Source organism: Kitasatospora sp. NPDC053057 (assembly GCF_044546945.1).
Lineage (GTDB): Bacteria > Actinomycetota > Actinomycetes > Streptomycetales > Streptomycetaceae > Kitasatospora.
On the sequence record NZ_JBITZP010000006.1, the window covers coordinates 11725 to 30389 of the forward strand.

Sequence of the window (18665 nt, forward strand, 5' to 3'; positions counted from 1 at the left end):
CCCTGGCTACAGGGGCGGCACGCCGTATGGCCCTTCCACGGTACGACCCCGCCCCGGCCGTGTCTGCACGAATACTTGGATTTCCTAGTATCTGAGACGGGCGACACCCGGGAGAACGCAGCAGGGCCCGGACCGCCGTTCGAAACGCGGTCCGGGCCCTGCTCAGGGCGGGAAACTCAGCCCAGGTCGACCGAGCGCGCGAAGTGGGCGCCGATCTCGGCGGCGATCACCGTCAGGACGTCCTGCGGGATCTCGCTGTCCACCGTGATGGAGGCGAGGGCGCTGCCGCCGTCCCGGGCGACCTGCATGCCCGCGATGTTGATGCCCGCGTCGCCGAGGTGGCGGCCGAGCACGCCGACCACACCGGGGCGGTCCTCGTACTTGAAGAAGGCCATGTGGTCGGTGAGCGCCACGTCGACGTCGAAGGTGTCCACGCCGACGATCTTCTGGGTCTGCTTCGGGCCGGCCAGCGTGCCGGAGATGGCGATCTCCTCGCCGTTCGCCAGCGTGCCGCGCACGGTGATCACGTTGCGGTGCTCGGGGCTCTCGCTGGAGGTGGTCAGGCGGACCTCGACGCCGCGCTCCTGGGCGAACAGCGGGGCGTTGACGTAGGACACCGTCTCCGCCACCACGTCCTCGAACACGCCCTTCAGCGCGGACAGTTCGAGTACCTTCACGTCGTGCTGGGTGATCTCGCCGCGGACCTCGACGTCCAGGCGGACGGCCACCTCGCCGGCCAGCGCGGTGAAGATCCGGCCGAGCTTCTCGGCCAGCGGCAGGCCCGGGCGCACGTCCTCGGCGATCACGCCGCCCTGGACGTTGACGGCGTCCGGCACCAGCTCGCCGGCCAGCGCCAGGCGCACCGACTTGGCGACCGCGATGCCGGCCTTCTCCTGCGCCTCGTCGGTGGAGGCGCCCAGGTGCGGGGTGGCGACCACGTTGTCGAAGGCGAACAGCGGGGAGTCGGTGCACGGCTCCTTGGCGTACACGTCCAGACCCGCACCGGCCACCCGGCCGTCGCGCAGGGCGCCGGCGAGCGCCTCCTCGTCCACGATGCCGCCGCGGGCGGCGTTGACGATACGCACGCTCGGCTTGACCTTGTGCAGCGCCTCGTCGCCGATCAGGCCGATCGTCTCGGGGGTCTTGGGGAGGTGGACGGTGATGAAGTCCGAGGTCTCCAGCAGCTCCTCCAGCGAGACCAGCTTGACGCCCATCTGCGCGGCGCGGGCGGCCTGGATGTAGGGGTCGTACGCGACGATCTTCATCCCGAACGCGGACATCCGCTGGGCGACCAGGACGCCGATCCGGCCGAGACCGACCACGCCGAGGGTCTTCTCGCTCAGCTCGACGCCGGTGTACTTGTTGCGCTTCCACTCGCCCTGCTTGAGCGCCGCGTTGGCGGGGGCGATGTTGCGGGCGACGGAGATCAGCAGACCGCAGGCGAGCTCGGCGGCGGTGACGATGTTGGAGGTCGGCGCGTTGACGACCATCACGCCGGCCTTGGTCGCGGCGGCGACGTCCACGTTGTCCAGGCCGACGCCGGCCCGGGCGACCACCTTGAGCTTGCGGGCGGCGGCCAGCGCCTCGGCGTCGACCTTGGTGGCCGAGCGGATCAGGATCGCGTCCACGTCGGCGATCGCGGTGAGCAGCTCGTTGCGGTCGGCGCCGTTGCAGTGGCGGATCTCGAAGTCGGGGCCGAGGGCGTCGACGGTGGCGGGCGACAGCTCTTCGGCGATCAGAACTACGGATTTGCTCACGACAGTGGGGTCCTTAACTGTCCGGTTCCCCCGGGCACGTAGGTGGCGTGGCGGGCGGGGGAAGGTGGCATGGCCGCGTAGGTAGACGCACGACGCTGTGGGCCTGACGCGCACTCGGGAGTGTATCGGCGGGCAGGGTACGGGGCTGCTCCCGTCCGGCGAAATCACCCGGACGGGAGCAGCCTACTTGTACAAGGGCCCTGCGAAATCGGGCCTTGGCGAAATGGTGGGGCGAAAAGGCTCAGGCCTTGTCGTTGACCCAGCTCATCAGCGAGCGCAGCTTCTTGCCGGTGGTCTCCAGCAGGTGGTCCTCGTCGGCCTTCTTGTACTCGTTGTACTTGGGCAGGCCCGCCTTGTACTCGGCGATCCAGGTCTTGGCGAAGGTGCCGTCCTGGATCTCTTCGAGGACCTTCTTCATCTCGGCCTTGGTGTCGGCGGTGATGATGCGCGGGCCGGTGACGTAGTCGCCCCACTCGGCGGTCTCGGAGACCGACCAGCGCATCTTCTCCAGGCCGCCCTCGTACATCAGGTCGACGATCAGCTTCAGCTCGTGCAGGCACTCGAAGTAGGCGATCTCCGGCTGGTAGCCGGCCTCGACCAGGGTCTCGAAACCGGCCTTCACCAGGGCGGCGGTGCCACCGCAGAGGACGGCCTGCTCACCGAACAGGTCGGTCTCGGTCTCCTCGGTGAAGGTGGTCTTGATGACGCCGGCCTTGGTGGCGCCCAGGCCCTTGGCGTACGACAGGGCCAGGTCGAACGCCTTGCCCGAGGCGTTCTGCTCGACCGCGACGATCGCCGGGACGCCGCGGCCCTCCTCGTACTGGCGGCGGACCAGGTGGCCCGGGCCCTTCGGGGCGACCATGCAGACGTCGACGTCCGCCGGGGGCTTGATGAAGCCGTAGCGGATGTTCAGGCCGTGGCCGAAGAACAGGGCGTCGCCCGCCTTCAGGTGCGGGGCGATGTCGGCCTCGTAGACGTCGGCCTGGATCGGGTCCGGCACCAGGATCATGATGACGTCGGCCTCGGCCGCGGCCTCGGCCGGGGTGACCACGCGCAGGCCGGCCTCCTCGGCCTTGGCACGGGACTTGGACTCCGGCTTCAGGCCGACCCGGACGTCGGCGCCGGAGTCGCGCAGGGACAGCGCGTGGGCGTGACCCTGGCTGCCGTAGCCGATGACCGCGACCTTGCGGCCCTGGATGATGGACAGGTCGGCGTCGTCTTCGTAGAACAGCTCGGCCACGGGGGCACATCTCCTTGCGTGATGGGTGCCGGGGGTTCCTACCGTAGGCGCACCCGGCGGGGTACGGATCGTTGCTTCAGAAGGTGAGACGGTTACGCGCTACGGTCGAGGGCGCGCAGCGAGCGGTCCGTGATGGAACGCGCGCCGCGGCCGATGGCGACCAGGCCGGACTGGACCAACTCCTTGATGCCGTACGGCTCCAGCATCCGGAGCATGGCCTCCAGCTTGTCCGAACTGCCGGTGGCCTCGATGGTCACCGCTTCGGGCGACACGTCGACGGTCTTGGCACGGAACAGCTGGACGATCTCGACGATCTGCGACCGGGTCTCGTTGTCGGCGCGGACCTTCACCAGGACCAGTTCCCGCTGGATCGCAGCGGACTGGTCGAGTTCGACGATCTTTATCACGTTCACGAGCTTGTTGAGCTGCTTGGTGACCTGTTCCAGCGGGAGGTCCTCGACGTTGACCACGATCGTCATCCGGGACACGTCCGGGTGCTCGGTCGGGCCGACGGCGAGGGAGTCGATGTTGAAGCCCCGACGGGAGAACAGCGCGGCGATGCGGGCGAGCACGCCGGGCTTGTTCTCGACCAGGACGGAGAGGGTGTGCTTGGACATGTGGTTCCTCAGTCGTTCTGGGCAGGGGGCAGTCAGTCGAGATCGTCGCCGAAGTCGGGGCGGACGCCCTTGGCGAACTGGATCTCGTCGTTGCTGGTGCCGGCCGCGACCATCGGCCACACCATCGCGTCCTGGTGGACGATGAAGTCGATGACCACCGGGCGGTCGTTGATCTCCATCGCCTGCTTGATGACCGCGTCCAGGTCCTCGGGGCGCTCGCAGCGCAGGCCGACGCAGCCCATCGCCTCGGACAGCAGGACGAAGTCGGGGATCCGGGTGCCCTGGGCCGGCGGCGCGATGCCGTCGTGCCCGGGGCCGGAGTGCAGCACGGTGTTGGAGTAGCGCTGGTTGTAGAACAGCGTCTGCCACTGCCGGACCATGCCCAGCGAGCCGTTGTTGATGACCGCGACCTTGATCGGGATGTCGTTCAGGGCGCAGGTGACCAGCTCCTGGTTGGTCATCTGGAAGCAGCCGTCGCCGTCGATGGCCCAGACCGCCGACTCCGGGCGGCCCGCCTTGGCGCCCATCGCCGCCGGGACGGCGTAGCCCATGGTGCCGGCGCCGCCGGAGTTGAGCCAGGTGCCGGGCTTCTCGAAGCGGATGTACTGCGAGCTCCACATCTGGTGCTGGCCGACGCCCGCGGCGTAGATGGCCTCCGGGCCGACCAGCTGTCCGATCCGCTCGATGACCTGCTGCGGGGAGAGCTGGCCGTTCGGGGCCGGCTCGAAGCCCAGCGGATAGGTCTTCTTCCACTCGTCGAGCTTCTCCCACCATTCCGCGTAGTCGCCCTTGTGGCCGGCGTCGAACTCGGCCTGGACGGCGACGATCAGGTCGGCCAGCACCTCGCGGGCGTCGCCGACGATCGGCACGTCCGCCGGGCGGTTCTTGCCGATCTCGGCCGGGTCGATGTCCGCGTGCACGACCTTGGCGTACGGGGCGAAGCCGTCCAGCTTGCCGGTGACCCGGTCGTCGAAGCGGGCGCCGAGGGTGAACAGCAGGTCCGACTTCTGCAGCGCGGTGACGGCCGGGACGGAGCCGTGCATGCCGGGCATGCCCAGGTGCTGCGGGTGGCTGTCCGGGAAGGCGCCGAGCGCCATCAGGGTGGTGACGACCGGCGCGCCGGTCAGCTCGGCGAGGATCCGCAGCTCGGCGGTGGCCTGCGCCTTGATCACGCCGCCGCCGACGTACAGCACCGGGCGCTTGCTGCTGACCAGCATCTTCGCGGCCTCGCGGATCTGCTTGGCGTGCGGCTTGGTGACCGGCCGGTAGCCCGGCAGCGCGGTCTCGACCGGCCACCGGAAGGTGGTGGTGGCCTGCAGGGCGTCCTTGGCGATGTCGACCAGGACCGGGCCGGGGCGGCCGGTGGCGGCGATGTGGAAGGCCTCGGCGATCACCCGGGGGATCTCGGCCGGGTCGGTGACCAGGTAGTTGTGCTTGGTGATCGGCATCGTGATGCCGCAGATGTCAGCCTCCTGGAAGGCGTCGGTGCCGATCGCCTTGGAGGAGACCTGACCGGTGATCGCGACGATCGGCACGGAGTCCATGTAGGCGTCGGCGATCGGGGTGACCAGGTTGGTCGCGCCGGGGCCGGAGGTGGCCATGCAGACCCCGACCTTGCCGGTGGCCTGGGCGTAGCCGGTGGCGGCGTGGCCGGCGCCCTGCTCGTGGCGAACCAGGATGTGGCGCACCTTGACCGAGTCCATCAGCGGGTCGTACGCGGGAAGGATGGCCCCGCCCGGGATGCCGAAGACGGTGTCCGCGCCCACGGCCTCGAGCGAGCGGATGAGCGACTGGGCTCCGGTCATGGTCTCGGCGACGTGCTGGGGAGCGGGAGCGTGGGCGGCCGGGTTGTCCCCGCGGCGGGGGGATGCGGCGTGCTCGGTCATCTGCCTGTCTCTTCTCGGGTTTTGCCGGCCCGGTACTGCGGGCCCCGGTGGTGCGAGGGTGGGGTCCCGGTCCGGGCCGATCGCCGGCTCTGCCTCAATCGTCCCGCTCGATCCGACGAATCGGACGCTCCGGGGCGGTCGGGGCCAGGGGTCTTGCGGTGGGAACAGCGTCAGTGCAACAAAAAACCCCTCGTGCCCAAGGGCATGCGAGGGGTGGCGCGTCGGTCTGTCACGAGCGGGGCGTGCGAGCCCACTCAGCCGACGCGCCCGCCAAGTACGAGAATTCGGGTGCGCATGGCAACGACCTTCCTCCCGTCCGGGGTGGCGTGTCAAGCAGGTGGGATGACCGTCTCGCCATGCGGACCGGCTCCCGGACCGGCGGCGGCCGGGTGTTCGGGCAGGTCGGAGGCCCCGTGGTGATGTGCGACACGACCCCCCGCGGCGTCCGGGCGGCCACTCGTACGGGCGTCCGCTGCCAGGTGGGCGCGGCGGGCGGACAGCGAGCCGAGCGGCTTGGGCAGCGGGTAGCCGCGGCGGGCCAGCGCCCGGCGCAGCCGGGTCTCGTCCAGCGGCGGGGCGAAGGCCGAGCCCTGGGCCAGCCGGCAGCCCAGCTCCTGCAGCGCGGTGACCTGCCGGGGCAGGTCCACCCCCTCGGCGGCGGTGGCCATCCCGAGGTCCCGGCCGAGCCGCAGGGCGTGCCCGGCCAGGGTGCGGCCGAGCGCGGACTGGCCGAGGTCCTGGACCAGCGTGCGGTCCAGCTTGAGCCCGTCCAGCGGCAGCCGGGCGAGCGCCCCCAGCGAGCCGCTGCCGGCGCCGTAGCCGGCCAGCCAGGTGGAGACGCCGAGTCTGCGCAGGGCGGTCAGCCGGCGGCCGAGTTCGTCGGCGACCTGGTCCGGGCCCATCCGGGCCACCTCGATCACCAGCTCGCCGGCGGGCAGCCCACTGTCGCGCAGCACAGCGGCCACCGTCTCGTACAGGCCGGGTGAGCAGAGCCGCTCGGCGGAGAGCCGGACGGCCACCGGGACGGGCACCGGCACACCGCCGCGGATCCGCCCGGACACGGCGCGCCGGTCGGCGGCGGCCGCGACCGCCTCCTGCACCAGCCAGCGGGAGAACCTGGTGCCCGCGTCGCCGTGTTCGGCCGAGCGCAGGAACTCGGCGGGGGTGAGCAGCAGGCCGCCCGCCGAGCGCCAGCGGGCCTGGGCCTCGACGCCGGTCACCGCGCCGCTGGCGAGGTCCACCACGGGCTGGTGGAGCAGGGTGAAGCCGCCCTCGCGGACGGCCACCCGCAGCCGGTCCTCCAGCTCGGTGCGGCGCTCCAGGTCGGCTCGCATCGCGGGGGCGTAGAGCACCACCCGGCCCTTGCCCTCGGACTTGGCCCGGTACATCGCGAGGTCGGCGTTGCGCATCAGCTCGTCGGCGGCGGCCCTGGGGTCGGCGGCCGGGCCGCGTTCGGGGGTGCCGAAGGCGATGCCGATGCTGGCGGCGACGCCCAATTCGACGCCGCCGATCCAGTACGGCTCGGAGAGCGCGACCCGCAGTCGTTCGGCCAGCTCCTGGACCTGCAGCTTGCCGAGCGGGCCGCAGACCAGCGCGGCGAACTCGTCGCCGCCGAACCGGGCCACGGTGTCCCCGCAGCGGACGGCGCCCTGCAGCCGGCGGGCGGCCTGCACCAGGAGTTCGTCGCCGACCTGGTGGCCGGCGGTGTCGTTGACCGCCTTGAAGCCGTCCAGGTCGAGGAAGAGCACCGCGATGCCGGCGCCCGTCCCGCCCTGCTGGCCGCGGTTGCCGAGGGCGGCGCGCAGCCGCTGGGCGAACAGGGCGCGGTTGGGCAGGTCGGTGAGCGGGTCGTGGAACGCGTTGTGCTGCAACTGGGCCTGGAGCATGACGCGTTCGGTGACGTCCCGGCTGTTGAGCAGCAGCCCGTCGCGGTGCCGGCTGACCGTCGACTCGACGTGCAGCCACTCGCCGATGCCGGAGCTGATCCGGCACTCCACCCGGGCCGAGGGCTCGACGGTGCCCGGGGTGCGGTGGGCGGCCAGCCGGACCCGCGCGAGGTAGCGGCGGACCTCGGAGAGCACCCGGCCCACGTCCTCGGGGTGGACCAGGTCCAGCAGGTTGCCGCCGACCAGCTCCTCCGGGTCCCGCCCGTAGACGCCGAGCGCCGCCGGGGAGACGTACGAGAGCACGCCGTTGGCCCCGGCGATCATGATGACGTCGCTGGAGCCCTGCACCAGGGAGCGGAAGTGCGCCTCCTTGTGGGCGAGTTCCTGGGCCAGCGACAGGTTGTCGAGCAGCATTACGCCTTGCCTGAGGATCAGTGCCAGCCCGACGGTGCACGCGGCCGCGGCCACCACGCGGTCCAACTCGCGCCCCCCGAGGGCGTTGTAGAGGATTCCGGCGGTGCACACCGCGGCGGCCGCGTACGGGGTGAGCGCACTGAAGGTGGTGGCCACCCGGCGGCGCGGCAGGCCGCCGGCCGAGGGGTGCTCGCGCAGCGGACGGCGCCGGCGCGAGGACCACGGCGCCCACGCGAGCAGCAGGCTGCCGGAGAACCAGCCCGCGTCCAGCAGTTCGCCGGAGTGGTAGCTGCTGTGCAGCTCCGGGGTGGTGAACAGGGCGTCGCAGATCACGGTGACGGCGAGCGCGAGCATCGCGGTGTGCACCGCCGCCCGGTTGCCGTCCCGGCCGCCGAAGCGCAGCCCCACCACCAGGCTGACCAGCAGGATGTCCAGCACCGGGTAGGCCAGGTTTAGGGCCAGCCGCAGCGGGGAGCCGCTCTCGCCGGCCGCGATCCGGCCGAGCGCCAGGCTCCAGCTGAGGGTGAACAGCGAGCCGGCGATCAGCCAGCCGTCGAGCAGCAGGCACAGCCAGCCGGCCGCCGAGCGGGGGTGCTGGGCGAGCACCAGGACACCGGTGATGGCGAGCGGGGCGAACAGCAGGAAGGCGTAGTCGGCCAGCGAGTCCCGCGGCGGCGGGGTGCGCACGACCAGTTCGTACCAGCCCCAGGTGCCGTTGCCGAAGGCGACCATGAACGAGGAGAGGCCGAACAGCAGCCAGGCCGGGCGGGTGTGGCCGCCGACCGCGCAGCCGTACACCAGGCAGGACAGCGCGGCCGCGAGGGCGGCCGCAGCCAGCCCGAAGTCGCCCATGAAGATGGCGAGTTGATGCGATCCCCAGCCGGTGGCGGCGCCCAGCGCATAGGCCAGGCAGAGCCCGCCGAGGGCGAGGCCGGGCAGCGCGCGACTCTCCCGGAGCCCGCGCAGCGGGCCGCGCCCGACGGGCACCGGCAGGTCGGCGGCGGACGTGTCGGCGGGCGGTACGCCCGGTCGTCCGGATCCGGGCAGCACCGTATCGGTGGAGCTCACTGGGCCTCTCCCCCTCTGGCCCGGGGCCTGGCGCCCCGACCACGGGCCACCGGCCGCGCACCTCTCGGCCGTACGCGGTGGCCTGGCACCCCGTCAGGACGGTGGCCCAGGGGGCGGGCGGCCTTCCGGCCGCCACACCGCACCGATGCTCCCGCTCGGGACCCTACACCAAATCCGTCACTCAATGACACGCACACTCAACTTAGAGTAATGGCGACAGAGCGGGGAAATGCAGCCGATTCCGACCGATCGGCCCGGTTGGCGGCGGCGCGCGGGCAGGGGCTCACGCGGCGCGCACGGGAGCACGCGACGGCGCCCGCCCACCGGACAGGCTCTGGTCGCCGACCGTACGGGTACGGTCGGCGACCTGCGGGTTCACCGGCCCGAGGGGGCCAGGTCGTCGGGGAACAGCCGCAGCCGGTGGGCCAGCGCGGCCGCCTCGCCGCGGCCGCCGACCTCGAGCTTGCCGAGGATGTTGGACACGTGCACGCTTGCGGTCTTCGGAGAGATGTACAGCTCCTCGGCGATCTGCCGGTTGGTCCACCCCCGCGCGAGCAACCGGAGCACGTCCCGCTCACGGGGGGTGAGCCCGAAGGAGTCCCCGACCGCCTGCACCGGGGCGGCCGCCACGGTGGGGCGCACGGCCGGAGCCAGCGTGAGCCCGGCCCGCTCGGCCAGGGCGGCGATCTGCGCCCCGAGCGGCCGGTCTCCCCGGGCGTCCGCCAGTTCGGCCGCCTCGCGCAGCAGTTCGGTAGCGGCCTCGCGCCGGCCGGCCCGGACCTCCGCCTCGGCGCCCCGCAGCAGCGCGAGGGCCAACGGGTACGGCAGGCCGGTCGGCCGCAGCTCGGCGACCGCCCGCGCCCACTGCTCCGGTGTGTCCGCGGCCGCGGCGCGCGCCAGTTCGGCCTCCAGTAGCCGGGCCCAGCCGTGGTGCAGCGGAGACTGGGGCCGCAGGTCGGCGCCCGCCGCGGCGATCGCGGCCAGCGCCTCGGCCCGGCCCGCCTCGGCCTCCGGCAGCCCCAGGCTGTCCGCCTCCACCCCAGCGGCCTCCACCAGCAGCGGGTAGACGTCGGACTCGTAGCCGAGCCGCCCCTCCTCGGCGAGCGCGGCGAGCAGTTCGGCCCGGGCCTCCAGCGGCCGCCCGCCGTACGCGGCGAGCCGCACGCCCAGCCGGCTGATCGGCACGCTGTGCTGCGCCTGGCCGACCCGGTTCGCCGCCCGGGCCTGCGCCAGCAGGGTCGCCGCGGTGGCGAAGTCCCCCCGCAGCACGGCGAGGTCGCCGCGCATCCGGTCCAGGAACTCGGCGTGGGAGCCGGGCAGGCCGATCAGCTCGCTGGCGGCGAGCAGTTCCTCGGCCTCCCGCACCTGCCCGAGGTCGGCCAGCGCCTCGACCAGGTTGCCGGTCAGGATGTTGCCGATGTTGCGCTGCAGCCCGTTGCCGTCCGCGTACTCCAGGCCCTCCCGGGCCAGCCGGACGGCCTCCTCGGCCCGGCCCAGTCCGCGCTGCATGCTGGCCAGGTTGTTGATACCGCGCAGCAGGAGGTCCGGCACGCCCAGCTGCCGGGCCCGCTCGACCGCCGCGGTCAGCTCGGCCAGCCCGCCCTCGGCGTCGCCCAGGAGGTCGTAGCGCAGGCTGCCGAGGGTCATCCGGGCGTGCACCTCGACCGAGTGCGCGCCGACCTGCTCGGCGATCCGGATCGCCCGCTCGGCCAGCGCCAGGTGTTCGAGGGTGGGCGATCTGACCACCCCCACGCCGGCGGCCAGGGCGAACACCTCGGCCTGCACGGCGGACGGCGGCAGGTCCTCCACCAGCCGGTGGGCGCGCGCGATCTCCTCGTCGTCCCCCGAGCGGCGCAGATTGCCCAGCATCCGGGCCCGGTTGATCCGGAACCAGGCCGAGCGCACCGGGTGCTCCGCCTCGTCGACCAGCCGGAGGCCGCGCTTGGCCAGGCTCAGGCCGCGCTCGCGGTCGCCGCAGCGCCGGGCCGCGACCACCGCCTCGGCCAGCACGTCGACCAGCTGGATCCGGTCGCAGTCCGCGCCGGCGGAGCTGTGGTCGCAGGAGCCGGGCGGGTAGGTCTCGGCCCAGTCGTACGGGCGCAGGGTGTGCGTCAGCACGTCCTCGGAGACCTGGTCCCACAGCTCCAGGGCTCGTTCCAGCATGCCGAGTTGCTCGGCGAAGGCGTTGCGGCGCCGGGCCGCGCGGGCGGCGTCCAGGGCGGTCGACAGGGCGCGGGCCGGGTCGTGCGCGTGGTACCAGTAGTTGGCCAGCCGGGCGGGAAGCGCGTCGCCGGGGACGAGCTGCGGCCGGGCCTCCACGGCGAGCGCGAACTTGCGGTTGATCCGGTGCCGTTCGCCGGGCAGCAGGTCGTCCGAGACCGCCTCGCGGACCAGCGCGTGCCGGAAGCGGTAACCCTCGCCCTCGCTGTCCGGGCGCAGGATGTTGGCGCCGACGGCCGCCCGCAGCGCCTCGATCAGCGCCTCCTCGTCGTCGGCCAGGACGGCGGCCAGCAGGGCGTGTTCGACGTGCGAGCCGCCCTCGGCGGCGATCCGCACCACCCGCTGGGCCTCCTCGTCCAGCCCCTCGACCCGGACCAGCAGGATGTCCCTCAGCGAGTCGGTCAGACCGGCGCCGCAGCCGTCCTCGAAGGCGGTGGCCAGCTCCTCGACGAAGAACGGATTGCCCTCCGAGCGGCGCAGGATGCGGTCCACCAGCTGGCGGTCGGGGGCGGCGGTGCCGAGGATGCCGGCCAGCTGGGCCGCGACCTCGCGGCGGCCGAACCGCTCCAGCTCCAGCCGCTGGACGGTGCGCAGCCGTTCGAGCTCGGCCAGGAAGGGGCGCAGCGGGTGGCGGCGGTGCAGGTCGTCGGTGCGGTAGGTGGCGACCAGCAGCACCCGGGAGCGGTGCAGGGTGCGCACCAGGAAGGCGAGCAGTTCCCGGGTGGAGCGGTCGGACCAGTGCAGGTCCTCGACGGCGAGGACGAGGGTACGGTCCGCGCCGAACCGTTCGAACAGTCTCGCGGTGTGCTCGAACAGCCGGGCCCGGCCGTACTCGTCGTTGGGTTCGCCGTCCGCCTCGCCGAACTCGGAGAGCAGCCGGGCGAGATGGCCCTCGCTGCCGGCGGCCGCGGCCTCGAACTCGGCGCCCAGCGAGCGGTGCAGCCGGCGCAGCGCGGCGGCCAGCGGCGCGTACGGCAGACCCTCGGCGCCGACCTCCAGACAGCTGCCGAGGGTGGTGACCGCTCCCCCGTCGCAGGCCCGCTGCAGGAACTCCTCCAGCAGCCGGGTCTTGCCGATGCCGGCCTCGCCGCCGATCAGCACCGCCTGCGGGCTGCCGGTGCCCGCGCGGCGCAGCGCATCGGTCAGTTCGGTGATCTCGCTGCCGCGGCCGACGAAGACGGGACTGACCGATATCTGCTGCATGGAGGCGAGCATGCCATAGCCGGAGCCGCCGGTGAGAGGGGTTATCTCCCCAGGCGAACGCCCGGAGGGGGAGGCGCTCTCCCGCGGCGCCTCCCCCTCCGGAACTCCTTCGGCACCGTCGCGGTGCCGGACCGTCAGCATTCCGGCTGACGCACGGGGCGCCGCTGGAAGCGGGCGGCCACCGGACGGCGGCCGAGGCGACGGGCCTCCTTGGCCTCGCGGACCAGACGCTCGTGCTCGGCGCGGAGCTCGAGCTCGTGAGCCTGCTGCTGGATGAGCTGGTACTCGATCACTTCGGATTCCCCTTTGGGTTTCACCTTCGTTTCCCTGACATGTAAGAGCTTCCTCCCCCAGTGGGGGGTGCCACATCGGGAGCGTGCCCCATCTTCCGAAGGCCGGATGCCTTAGATAGGGCGCCAAAAAAGGTTTAAGGCCCTGCCTCACCTAGATACATAGGTGAGACAGGGCCTTAGGCCTTACTTAGAGGGCCTTAGATGCCTTAGGCGCCTTAGGAAGGCGGGCTTGACGGCGTAGGAGGCTCAGGCAGAGACGCCCAGCTTCTCCAAACTGTGCCTACTGTCCTTCCGCGGCAAGCCGCTCCAGGATCAGATCCTTCACGCGCGCCGCGTCCGCCTGGCCGCGGGTGGCCTTCATGACCGCGCCGACCAGCGCGCCCACGGCCGCGATCTTGCCGTCGCGGATCTTGGCGGCGACGGCCTCGTTCTCGGCGATGGCCTGGTCGACGGCCGCGCCCAGGGCGGAGTCGTCCGAGACCACGGCCAGGCCGCGCTTCTCGACGACCTCGTCCGGCTCGCCCTCGCCGGCCAGCACGGCCTCGATGACCTGACGGGCCAGCTTGTCGTTCAGCTTGCCCTCGGCGACCAGCGCGGTGACCCGGGCGACCTGCGCCGGGGTGATCGGCTGCTCGCTCAGCTCGGTGCCGGTCTCGTTGGCGCGGCGGGCCAGCTCGCCCATCCACCACTTGCGGGCCTGGTCCGCCGGGGCACCGGCCGCGATGGTCTGCTGGATCGGCTCGACCGCACCGGCGTTGAGCACGGACTGCATGTCCTTGTCGGACAGGCCCCACTCGGCCTGCAGCCGGGCGCGACGCACCCGCGGCAGCTCCGGCAGCGCGGCGCGCAGCTCCTCGACCCACTCGCGCGAGGGGGCCACCGGCACGAGGTCCGGCTCGGGGAAGTAGCGGTAGTCCTCGGCGTTGTCCTTGATCCGGCCCGAGGTGGTGCTGCCGTCCTCCTCGTGGAAGTGGCGCGTCTCCTGGACGATGGTGCCGCCGTCGGTCAGCACGGTGGCGTGGCGCTGGATCTCGAACCGGGCGGCCCGCTCCACGCTGCGCAGCGAGTTGACGTTCTTGGTCTCCGAGCGGGTGCCGAAGGTCTCGGTGCCGTTCGGGCGCAGCGACAGGTTGACGTCGCAGCGCATCTGGCCCTTGTCCATCCGGGCCTCGGAGACGCCCAGCGACTTGATCAGCTCGCGCAGCTCGGCGACGTACGCCTTGGCGACCTCGGGGGCGCGCTCGCCCGCGCCGGTGATCGGCTTGGTGACGATCTCGATCAGCGGGATGCCGGCCCGGTTGTAGTCGAGCAGCGAGTGGGTGGCCCCGTGGATGCGACCGGTGGCGCCGCCGACGTGGCTGGACTTGCCGGTGTCCTCCTCCATGTGGGCGCGCTCGATCTCCACGCGGAAGGTCGAGCCGTCCTCCAGCTGCACGTCGAGGTAGCCGTTGAAGGCGATCGGCTCGTCGTACTGCGAGGTCTGGAAGTTCTTGGGCATGTCCGGGTAGAAGTAGTTCTTCCGCGCGAACCGGCACCACTCGGCGATCTCGCAGTTCAGCGCCAGGCCGATCTTGACCGCCGACTCCACGCCCACCGCGTTGACCACCGGGAGCGAGCCCGGCAGGCCCAGGCAGGTCGGGCAGGTCTGGCTGTTCGGCTCGGCGCCCAGCTCGGTCGAGCAACCGCAGAACATCTTGGTCTTGGTACCGAGCTCGACGTGGACCTCAAGGCCCATCACCGGGTCGTACGACGCGAGAGCGTCCTCGTAGGAGACCAGGTTCATGACGCTCACAGCGTCCCTTCTCAACTTAAAGACTCGGGAGGTACGGGCCCGGCCGCCGCCGTGCGCGGGGCCGGGCCGGGCGCTCAGCTCGGCTCAGCCCAGCAGCACGTCGTCGGAGCCCAGCTGGCGCAGCTCGCGCACCAGCAGGGCGGTGCCGGTGATCAGCGCGGCCGCGCCGACCAGGGCGTTGACCAGCTTGAGGGTGTCGTTCTCCTCGCGGGCCTTGCGGACGTCCTTGACCACGGAGATCGCACCGAACGCGCTGGTGCCGATGGACAGCCAGAGACCGGGCTTCGAGTGCTTGAAGCCCTTGGCCTTCTCGATCGTGCTCACAGTGCCGGTACCTCCTCCAGCAGGGTGTGCCCCCACTTGTCGTTGAGTGCGGCCTCGACGGCGCCGCCCACTCGGTACAGGCGGTCGTCCGCCATCGCGGGAGCGATGATCTGCAGGCCGACCGGGAGATTGTCCTCCGGGGCCAGGCCGACCGGCAGCGACATGGCCGCGTTGCCCGCCAGGTTGGACGGAATCGTGCACAGGTCGGCCAGGTACATCGCCATCGGGTCGTCGGCGCGCTCGCCGATCGGGAAGGCGGTGGTCGGCGTGGTCGGCGAGACCAGGACGTCCACACCGGCGAAGGCTGCGTCGAAGTCGCGCGAGATCAGCGTGCGCACCTTCTGGGCCGAGCCGTAGTAGGCGTCGTAGTAGCCCGAGGAGAGGGCGTAGGTGCCCAGGATGATGCGGCGCTTGACCTCGTCGCCGAAGCCGGCCTCGCGGGTCAGCGCGGTGACCTCCTCGGCCGAGCGCGAGCCGTCGTCGCCGACCCGCAGGCCGTAGCGCATGGCGTCGAAACGGGCCAGGTTGGAGGAGCACTCCGACGGGGCGATCAGGTAGTACGCCGGCAGCGCCAGGGTGAAGGACGGGCAGGACACCTCGACGACCTCGGCGCCCAGCTCGCGCAGCAGCTCCACCGACTCGTTGAAGCGCTGCATCACGCCGGTCTGGTAGCCCTCGCCGGCGAACTCCTTGACGACGCCGATCCGCATGCCGCGGATGTCGCGCATCTTCGCGGCCTCGACCACGGCCGGGACGGGCGCGTCGATCGAGGTGGAGTCCAGCGGGTCGTGTCCGGCGATGGCCTCGTGCAGCAGCGCCGCGTCCAGCACCGTACGGGCGCACGGGCCACCCTGGTCCAGGCTGCTGGAGAAGGCGACCAGGCCGTAGCGGGACACCGAGCCGTAGGTCGGCTTGACGCCGACGGTGCCGGTGACGGCGCCGGGCTGGCGGATCGAGCCGCCGGTGTCGGTGCCGATCGCCAGCGGGGCCTCGAAGGCGGCCAGCGCGGCGGCCGAACCGCCGCCGGAGCCGCCGGGGATGCGGGTGAGGTCCCACGGGTTGCCGGTCGGGCCGTAGGCGGAGTTCTCGGTGGAGGAGCCCATCGCGAACTCGTCCATGTTGGTCTTGCCGAGGATGACCACACCGGCGTCCTTGAGACGGGTGGTCAGGGTGGCGTCGTAGGGCGGGATCCAGCCCTCCAGCATCTTCGACCCGCAGGTGGTCGGGATGCCCTTGGTGGTGAAGACGTCCTTGAGCGCGAGCGGGACGCCGGCCAGCGGGCCCAGCTCCTCGCCCTTGGCGCGCTTCTCGTCGACGGCCTTGGCGGCGGCCAGCGCGCCCTCGGTGTCGACGTGCAGGAAGGCGTTGACCTTCTTGTCGACGGCCTCGATGCGGTCCAGGTGCGCCTGGGCGACCTCGACGGCGGACACCTCGCCCTTGGCGATGGCGCCGGCGGTCTCGGCGGCGGTGTAGCGGATCAGCTCGGTCATCTCGGTCATCTCGGTCAGTCCTCCCCGAGGATCTGCGGCACGCGGAAACGCTGCTCCTCGGCGGCGGGGGCGCCGGACAGCGCCTGCTCCGGGGTGAGCGACGGCCGCACCTCGTCCGCGCGCATGACGTTGGTCAGCGGCAGCGGGTGGGAGGTCGGCGGGACGTCCTGTCCGGCGACCTCGGAAACGCGGGCGACCGCGCCGATGATCACGTCGAGCTGCTCGGCGAAGTGGTCCAGCTCTTCGGGCTTCAGCTCAAGACGCGACAGCCGGGCGAGGTGGGCGACCTCCTCGCGCGTGATGCCAGGCATGCAGCGATCCTCAGGGTGAGTTCTGGTGAGACCCGGCGACGCCTGGGGCGGTGCCGGGCCCGGGCAGGAGCAGCCGGGTTCGGCGCTCCGTCCTCGTGGTCTTTGGACCCCATCCTATGGGGCCCGGCCCGGCCACCGGCCAACGAGTAACCGCGCAGCCGCGTCACTGGGGCCTGGTACGGGCCCAACCCTGGGTGCCGGGCGCCGTGATGCCCAGTTGCGCGGCCGGGAGCGCCTGGCTGCGCTGCACGGCCTGGACGGCCGGCGGCAGCACCGGCGGGAGGGACGGCGGCAGCACCGGGGGCCGCGCGGCGGGCTGGACCGCCGGCTTGATCGCGGCGGGCTGGCCGACCGGCTTGACGAACGACGGGAGCTGCGGCGGGGCGCCGAGGCGCTCCACCGTCGGGGCACCGGTGGTGCGGTGCACCCGCAGCCAGGCGGTGGCCTGCTCGGCGGGCAGTGCGGCCGACACCAGCCAGCCCTGGACTGCGTCCACACCCATGCAGTGCAGCCGCTCCCAGGTCTCGTCGTCCTCGACGCCCTCGGCGACCACGGTCAGGCCGAGCGAGTGGGCCAGCTCCACCGAGCAGCGGACCACCGCCGCGTCGTGGTCGTCGACGACCATCCGGGAGACGAAGGAGCGGTCGATCTTCAGCTCGCCGACCGGCAGGCTGCGCAGCCGCACCAGCGAGGAGTGGCCGGTGCCGAAGTCGTCCAGGGACATCCCGACGCCGTAGCCGCGCAGCTCGGCCAGGGTGTCGGCGGCGCGCCGGGAGTCGTCCAGCAGCAGCCGCTCGGTGATCTCCAGCTGGAGTGCGTGGGCCGGCACCTGGTGGCGGACCAGGTGCCCGGCGACGCGCTGGGCGAAGCCGGGGTTGAGCACGTCGCGCGGCGAGACGTTGACCGCGACCTGCACCTGCAGGCCCTGGTCGCGCCAGTAGGCCAGCTGGCCGACGGCCGCCTCCAGCACGTAGTCGGTGAGCCGGGGCATCAGGCCGCTGGACTCGGCGAGCCCGACGAACTCGTCCGGCGAGACCTTCCCCTGCCCGGGCCGCTCCCAGCGCAGCAGCGCCTCCAGGCCGACCACCCGGCCGTCGAAGGCCACCTTCGGCTGGTAGTGCAGCTGCACCTCGCCGGTCTCCAGGGCCCGGCGCAGGTCCCCGAGCAGGCCGATCCGGTACGGGGTGTCGGCGTCCTGGGTCTCGTCGTACTGGGCCACCCCGCTGCACTCGCGCTGGGCGTGGCCCATCGCCACGTCGGCGCGGCGCAGCAGCGACTCGGCGTCCTGGGCACCCTGCGGGTAGACGCAGACGCCGGCGCTGGCCTCCAGCACGAGCAGCAGCCCGTCCAGGCGGATCGGCGCGGCGAGTTCGGCGATCAGCGCCTTGGCCACCCGCTCCAGGCTGTCGGGGCAGTTGATGCCGGGCATCAGGACGGCGAACTCGTCGCCGCCCATCCGGGCCACCATCGGACGGCCGCGCCGGTAGTGCCGGGGCAGGCCGGCGAAGACGTCGTCGATGGACTCCCGGGTGGCGCTGCCGGCCGGACCGCCGGAGCGCAGCGCCCGGTGGAGTCGGCGGGCGATGTGAACCAGCAGCCGGTCACCCGCCGTATGACCGAGTGTGTCGTTGAGTGATCGGAAGCGGTCGAGGTCAAGCAGGATGAGACCGACGCTGTAGCCCTCCTCGCGTTCGACGATGGCCTCCTGGGCGGCCATCAGTAAGGCCTGACGGTTGGGCAGGTCCGTCAGCGGGTCGGTCAGCTGGTCGCGGGCGCGGTCCCGGGCGATCCGCCAGGCCGCCACCAGCACGGCCAGCGGCACCGCGAACAGCGGCAGCAGTTCGGGTTCGTACCGGTAGACCAGGACGGCCAGCGGGATGAGCGGCGCGGCTCCGGCCAGCAGCACGCCGAGCAGCAGGACCGCACCTGCCACCCCCTGCGGCGGGCGTGTGGGCGCGCCGCCGGTCGTACGATCCATAAGCCCTGTCCTCCGTCGGGCCCGCCCCGTCAGGCCGCCTTTCGGTGAGGCACCGTGCCGGTACCGACAGCTGCCGGGCATGGAGCGACCCCGAGGAGCACCGGCTCAGCCGGTGCCCCCACCCCTGCTGACACTCTGTTGCGCTCCAGGGTATGCCGGGGTCCACCCGGTGGGCAGACTTTCGGA

At 72.3% G+C, this 18665-nt stretch carries 11 protein-coding genes and 1 pseudogene; all 12 read right to left on the reverse strand.

The features are described 5' to 3' along the window. Positions 1-176: 176 nt before the first annotated feature. Positions 177-1757 carry a phosphoglycerate dehydrogenase gene (gene serA / locus ACIG5E_RS09000; RefSeq protein ID WP_396532536.1) on the reverse strand — a complete coding sequence of 527 codons (1581 nt, stop codon included), beginning with the start codon at positions 1755-1757 and terminating at the stop codon, positions 177-179. A 241-nt stretch (positions 1758-1998) separates the two neighbouring features. Then, positions 1999-2997: a ketol-acid reductoisomerase gene (gene ilvC / locus ACIG5E_RS09005; RefSeq protein ID WP_396532538.1), complete on the reverse strand. Its 999-nt coding sequence runs from the start codon at positions 2995-2997 to the stop codon at positions 1999-2001. 92 nt (positions 2998-3089) lie between these two features. Next, complete coding sequence (gene ilvN / locus ACIG5E_RS09010; RefSeq protein WP_030286969.1) at positions 3090-3614, reverse strand: acetolactate synthase small subunit; 525 nt, start codon at positions 3612-3614, stop codon at positions 3090-3092. A 32-nt stretch (positions 3615-3646) separates the two neighbouring features. Then, positions 3647-5500 (reverse strand): acetolactate synthase large subunit, encoded by a 1854-nt coding sequence (locus ACIG5E_RS09015; RefSeq protein ID WP_396532539.1) that lies wholly within the window; start codon positions 5498-5500, stop codon positions 3647-3649. Positions 5501-5829: 329 nt separating this feature from the next. Beyond that, a complete protein-coding gene (locus ACIG5E_RS09020; protein WP_396532733.1) occupies positions 5830-8787 on the reverse strand; it encodes a putative bifunctional diguanylate cyclase/phosphodiesterase in 2958 nt (985 codons plus the stop codon). 456 nt (positions 8788-9243) lie between these two features. Continuing rightward, positions 9244-12291 (reverse strand): helix-turn-helix transcriptional regulator, encoded by a 3048-nt coding sequence (locus ACIG5E_RS09025; RefSeq protein WP_396532540.1) that lies wholly within the window; start codon positions 12289-12291, stop codon positions 9244-9246. Positions 12292-12425: 134 nt separating this feature from the next. Then, positions 12426-12584 (reverse strand): hypothetical protein, encoded by a 159-nt coding sequence (locus ACIG5E_RS09030; protein WP_396532542.1) that lies wholly within the window; start codon positions 12582-12584, stop codon positions 12426-12428. A 280-nt stretch (positions 12585-12864) separates the two neighbouring features. Beyond that, positions 12865-14376, reverse strand: a complete 1512-nt coding sequence (gene gatB / locus ACIG5E_RS09035; protein ID WP_396532544.1) for an Asp-tRNA(Asn)/Glu-tRNA(Gln) amidotransferase subunit GatB — start codon at positions 14374-14376, stop codon at positions 12865-12867. 84 nt (positions 14377-14460) lie between these two features. Beyond that, complete coding sequence (locus tag ACIG5E_RS09040) at positions 14461-14700, reverse strand: hypothetical protein (protein ID WP_396532545.1); 240 nt, start codon at positions 14698-14700, stop codon at positions 14461-14463. Continuing rightward, the gene (gene gatA, locus ACIG5E_RS09045) at positions 14697-16190 is read right to left on the reverse strand and encodes an Asp-tRNA(Asn)/Glu-tRNA(Gln) amidotransferase subunit GatA (RefSeq protein WP_396532734.1); all 1494 of its coding nucleotides are present in this window, start codon (positions 16188-16190) and stop codon (positions 14697-14699) included. Before gatA ends, ACIG5E_RS09040 begins: the two co-directional genes overlap by 4 nt. Before the next feature lie 14 nt (positions 16191-16204). After that, positions 16205-16501 carry an Asp-tRNA(Asn)/Glu-tRNA(Gln) amidotransferase subunit GatC gene (gene gatC, locus ACIG5E_RS09050; protein WP_030057414.1) on the reverse strand — a complete coding sequence of 99 codons (297 nt, stop codon included), beginning with the start codon at positions 16499-16501 and terminating at the stop codon, positions 16205-16207. 409 nt (positions 16502-16910) lie between these two features. Next, positions 16911-18416: pseudogene (locus ACIG5E_RS09055) on the reverse strand (putative bifunctional diguanylate cyclase/phosphodiesterase); the annotation flags it as partial. Between the last annotated feature and the right edge of the window lie 249 nt (positions 18417-18665).